Annotated in this window: 4 protein-coding genes; all 4 read right to left on the bottom strand. The window is 72.5% G+C overall.

What is annotated here, in order from left to right; genetic code table 11:
- Window positions 1–132: 132 nt before the first annotated feature.
- The 4 genes from ABYE80_RS17385 to ABYE80_RS17370 all read right to left on the bottom strand — a co-directional run bounded on the left by ABYE80_RS17385 (window position 133) and on the right by ABYE80_RS17370 (window position 4,648).
- Entirely contained in the window at window positions 133–285 is a 153-nt protein-coding gene (locus ABYE80_RS17385; protein WP_372791568.1) for a hypothetical protein, read from the bottom strand.
- Window positions 282–1,244 carry an ArgK/MeaB family GTPase gene (locus ABYE80_RS17380; protein ID WP_372791567.1) on the bottom strand — a complete coding sequence of 321 codons (963 nt, stop codon included), beginning with the start codon at window positions 1,242–1,244 and terminating at the stop codon, window positions 282–284. Before ABYE80_RS17380 ends, ABYE80_RS17385 begins: the two co-directional genes overlap by 4 nt.
- Window positions 1,245–1,251: 7 nt before the next feature.
- On the bottom strand, window positions 1,252–3,237 hold the full coding sequence (locus ABYE80_RS17375; RefSeq protein ID WP_372791566.1) for a methylmalonyl-CoA mutase family protein: 1,986 nt from the start codon (window positions 3,235–3,237) through the stop codon (window positions 1,252–1,254).
- A gap of 76 nt (window positions 3,238–3,313) precedes the next feature.
- Complete coding sequence (locus ABYE80_RS17370) at window positions 3,314–4,648, bottom strand: FAD-binding oxidoreductase (RefSeq protein ID WP_372791569.1); 1,335 nt, start codon at window positions 4,646–4,648, stop codon at window positions 3,314–3,316.
- Window positions 4,649–4,651: the final 3 nt, after the last annotated feature.

Genomic DNA, 4,651 nt, shown 5'->3' with positions numbered 1-4,651 from the left:
TCCACGGCGAAGAACCAGAAGCCCTCGGACGACACGCTGGAGCTCGTGCTGCAGGGCGGGAACTGGCGGATCTCCTCCCTGGCGAAGCCCCAGCCGCAGCCGCCGGAGTCGAGCGCGCCCTGACCCGCCTCCTCAGGGGCGGCGGACCAGGACCAGGACCAGGGCGATGGCGAACGCGAGCTGACCGAAGGCCAGCGCGGTCCCGAGGTTGACCGCGCCCGCGAGTTCGGCGACGAGGGTGCCGACGGCGAACGCGGCGAGCAGGATGAGGGCGTCGATCTTCATGGGTGGGCCTCCGCCCGGTCTTCGAGGGCGGTCATCAAGGCGGGCACGTCGGCGCCCGCGTCCTGCTCGGCGAGGAAGCGCTGCGCGGCACGACGGCCCCCGAGGGCGCGGACGCCGCGCTCGCCGTGCTCGACGGTGAAGTCCGCGAGCGCGCTGGCGCGGCGGGCGTCCAGGCGCCGGCTGCTCACGTCGAGCCGCTCGCGGTGGGCGTCGAGCGCGTCGACGAGCTCGTCGATCCCCTTGACAGGGCTGATCGAGGAGACCGCGACGACCGCGGTGTCGCGGGACCCGGCCGAGCGCAGAGCGGCGCTGAGGTCGCGGCGGGCGCGCAGGGCGATGTCCCCGAGGTCGGCCTTCGTCACGACGAGCACGTCGGGGATCTCCATGATCCCGGACTTCAGGAACTGCAGCGCGTCGCCGGACCCCGGCTGCACGACGACCGCGACCGTGTCGGCGACCTCCGCGACCTCGGTCTCGGACTGCCCGACGCCGACCGTCTCGATGACGACGACGTCGAAGGCCGCGGCCAGCGCGTGGGCGGCGGCACGCGTGGCGGGGGCGAGGCCGCCGAGCCGCTCGCCCGCCGCGGTGGACCGGATGAAGATCCGCGGGTCCTTCGGGTCGAACATGATCCGGGCGCGGTCGCCCAGCAGCGAGCCGCCCGAGCGCCGGGACGACGGGTCCACCGCGAGCACCGCGACCGAGCGGTCCCGCGAGCGCCACTCGCGGACGAGCTCACTCAGGAGCGTCGACTTGCCCGCGCCCGGCGGGCCGGTGACGCCGACGACGTGACCGGGCGCCTCACCGCCCAGCGCGGCGGGGGAGACCTCGCGCAGCAGCGTGGCGATCTGCTCGCGGGCCTCGGGCGTGCGGTTCTCGACGAGGTTCAGCACGGCGGGCGCGGCGTCGAGGTCGCCGTCGCGCAGCCGAGCTCCCAACTCGCCGCCGTCGGGGATCACCGGGCGCTCACGCCGACGCTGTCGCCTCGACGCCGTTCGTCTCGGCGACGAGCGCGACGATGTCCCGCATGATCTTGCGGATGTCGAAGTCCTTCGGGGTGTAGACCGCGGAGACGCCCGCGTCCTTGAGCGGCTGCTCGTCCTGCTCGGGGATGATGCCGCCGACCACGACGGGAGCATCGACCCCGGCCTCGCGCAGCGCGGTGATGACGTCCGGGATCAGCTCGCGGTGCGAGCCGGACAGGATCGACAGGCCGATCACGTGGACGCCCTCCTGCAGCGCGCTCGACGCGATCTGCGCGGGGGTCAGGCGGATGCCCTCGTAGACGACGTCCATGCCCGCGTCACGCGCGCGCACGGCGATCTGCTCGGAGCCGTTGGAGTGACCGTCCAGGCCCGGCTTGCCGACGAGGATCTTCAGGCGCCGGCCGAGGGCCTCGCTGACGCGGTCGACCTCCTCGCGCAGCTCCTCGATGTCCGGGTCGTCGGTGCCGGCCGCCGCCTCGCCGACGCCGGTCGGTCCGCGGTACTCGCCGAACGCCTCGCGCAGCGCGGCGGACCACTCGCCGGTCGTCGCGCCCGCGCGGGCCGCGGCGATCGTGGCGGGCATGATGTTCTCGTCGGTGCCGGCCACGCGGGTCAGCTCCTCCAGGGCGGCGTCGACCGCGGCCTGGTCGCGCTGCGAGCGCCAGGCGGCGACCGCCTCGCGCTGCTGGGCCTCGACCGTCGGGTCGACCACGAGGATGCCGCCCTCCTCGTCGATCAGCGGCGACTTCTCGGTCTCCGTGTACTTGTTGATGCCGACGACGATCTGGTCGCCCGCCTCGATGCGGCGGATGCGCTCGCGGTGGCTGTCGACGAGCGCCGACTTCATGTAGTCGACGGCGGAGACCGCGCCGCCGTGCTCGGACACGACCGCCATCTCGGCGCGCGCGCCCTCCAGCAGCTCGGCGACGAGGCCCTCCATGACCTTGGAGCCCTCGAAGATGTCCGGGTACTCGAGCAGGTCGGTCTCGAAGGCGAGGACCTGCTGGATCCGCAGGGCCCACTGCTGGTCCCACGGACGCGGCAGGCCGAGCGCCTCGTTCCAGGCGGGGAGCTGCACGGCGCGGGCGCGGGCGTCGCGGCCCATCGTGACGGCGAGCGCCTCGAGCACGATGCGCTGCACGTTGTTCTCCGGCTGGGTCTCGGTGAGGCCCAGGGAGTTGACCTGCACGCCGTAGCGGAACCGCAGCTGCTTCTCGTCCGTCACGCCGTAGCGCTCGCGGCCGAGCTCCTCCCACAGGACGCTCATCGCGCGCAGCTTGGCGTGCTCCTCGACGAAGCGCACGCCCGCGTTGACGAAGAAGGAGATGCGCCCGAAGACCTTGGGCATGAGCTCCTCGTCGACCCGCTCGCGGACCGCGTCGAGCACGGCGATCGCGTTGCTCATCGCGTAGGCGATCTCCTGCACCGGGGTGGCCCCGGCCTCCTGCAGGTGGTAGCTGCAGATGTTGATCGGGTTCCACTTCGGGACCTCGGTCACCGTGTAGGCGACCATGTCGGCGATCAGCCGCATCGACGGTCCGGGCGGGAAGGCGTAGGTCCCGCGGGCCAGGAACTCCTTGATGATGTCGTTCTGGGTCGTGCCCTGGAGCAGGGACTGGTCGACGCCCTGCTCCTCGGCGGCGACGATGTACAGCCCCAGCAGCCAGGCCGCGGTGGCGTTGATCGTCATCGACGTGTTCATCTTGTCCAGCGGGATGCCGGACATGAGCGTCTCCATGTCGCCGCGGTGCGCGACCGGGACGCCGACCTTGCCCACCTCGCCGCGGGCGAGCTCGTGGTCCGGGTCGTAGCCCGTCTGCGTGGGCAGGTCGAACGCCACCGACAGGCCGGTCTGGCCCTTGGACAGGTTCGACCGGTAGAGCTCGTTGGACTTCTGCGCGGTGGAGTGTCCCGCGTAGGTCCGCATCATCCACGGACGGTCGCGCTCGGGCAGGCGATGAGACATGCCGCGGATTCTAGTCGCGCGCAGGGCTCCCGGTCGGGCCGGAACGCGCCGACCCGGCCGGGGCCTTGCAAGCCGGTCAGGCCGGCGCGATGTTCTGGTTGCCGCGGAACACGTTGTCCGGGTCGTACTGGCGCTTGATCCGGGCCAGACGGTCGTAGCTGTCCCCGAACCCGGCCCGGACGCGATCCTGACCCTCATCGCCGATGAAGTTCAGGTACACACCGCCGGTGGTGAACGGCTTGAGGTCGGCCGAGATGCCCCGGCCCCAGGAGATGTGCCGCTCGTCGTCGGCCGCGTCCTCCCACAGGACGAACGGGTGCGAGACCCAGGTCGCGTCGCGCTTGGCCATCGGCGTGAGGGACTTGTCGACCCGCGCGACCTCGCCTCCCCAGGGGAACATGATCGACTGGCAGACCGAGGGCACCGGCATGCGCTCGGAGTGGCTCGTGAAGACCTCCGCGGCCTCGTCGGAGAGGTCGGCCAGGTAGTCCGCCGTCCACCAGTTCCGCAGCCCGGGCGGGTCGTCGATCATCGACTGGAACTCCGTGTAGGGCATCGGCCCCACGAGATCGACGGCCGGACCCATGTCACGCAGCCTCGCCGCCCACGGCTCGCCGTCGGCGGGGTCACCGGCCCAGAGGAAGGCGGCGCCGCAGCACAGCTGCCCCTGCAGGTGCTCGGGAACGAACGGCTCGGGCGGACCCGTGAGGTACACGCACGCCGAGGCCACGGCGTCAGGGGCGTCCTCCATCATCGCGCGCAGGCCGGCGAGCACGTCGCGCCCACGGTCGCCCGGCCACAGCATGAGGCCGGCGAGGACGGTCGGGCCCACCGGGTGCAGGTCGAACTCCAGCGCGGTGGCGATGCCGAAGTTCCCGCCGCCGCCGTGCAGCGCCCAGAACAGGTCCGGATGCGTGTCGCGGCTGGCACGAACCATCTCGCCGTCGGCCGTCACGAGCTCGACGGCGCGCAGGTTGTCGCAGGCCAGCCCGTAGCTGCGCTCGAGCCAGCCCGAGCCGCCGCCGAGGGTGAAGCCGCTGACGCCGGTGGTCGAGACCCGTCCGCCGGTCGTCGCGAGCCCGTGCGCCTGGGTGGCAGCGTCGAACTCGCCCCACGTCAGGCCCGCTCCGCAGCGCATCGTGCGCGCCTCCGGGTCGACCTGCGCGGACTTGAGGTTGCGCACGTCGATGACCAGGCCGCCTTCGACGGTGGACATGCCGGCGACCGAGTGGCCGCCCGAGCGCACCGCGATCTCCATCCCGGCCTCACGACCCTCGCGCAGGGCGGTCTGGACGTCGGCCGCGTCCGCGCACTGGGCGATGACCGCGGGCCGGACGTCGATCATCGCGTTGAAGAGGGCGCGCGCCTCGTCGTACCCCGCGGCGCCCGGCGTCAGGACCCTCCCCGTGATGTC

The sequence above is a fragment of the Paraconexibacter sp. genome, assembly GCF_041602235.1.
GTDB lineage: Bacteria > Actinomycetota > Thermoleophilia > Solirubrobacterales > Solirubrobacteraceae > Paraconexibacter.
The sequence above is the reverse complement of the archived record's forward strand: the minus strand, read 5'-3'. Positions and strand labels throughout refer to the sequence as shown.

What these genes read in the sequence shown, in the direction of transcription:
- ABYE80_RS17375 (WP_372791566.1), bottom strand. Translation starts at nt 3,237, where the DNA reads ATGTCTCATCGCCTGCCCGAGCGCGACCGTCCGTGGATGATGCGGACC.
- ABYE80_RS17385 (WP_372791568.1), bottom strand. Translation starts at nt 285, where the DNA reads ATGAAGATCGACGCCCTCATCCTGCTCGCCGCGTTCGCCGTCGGCACC.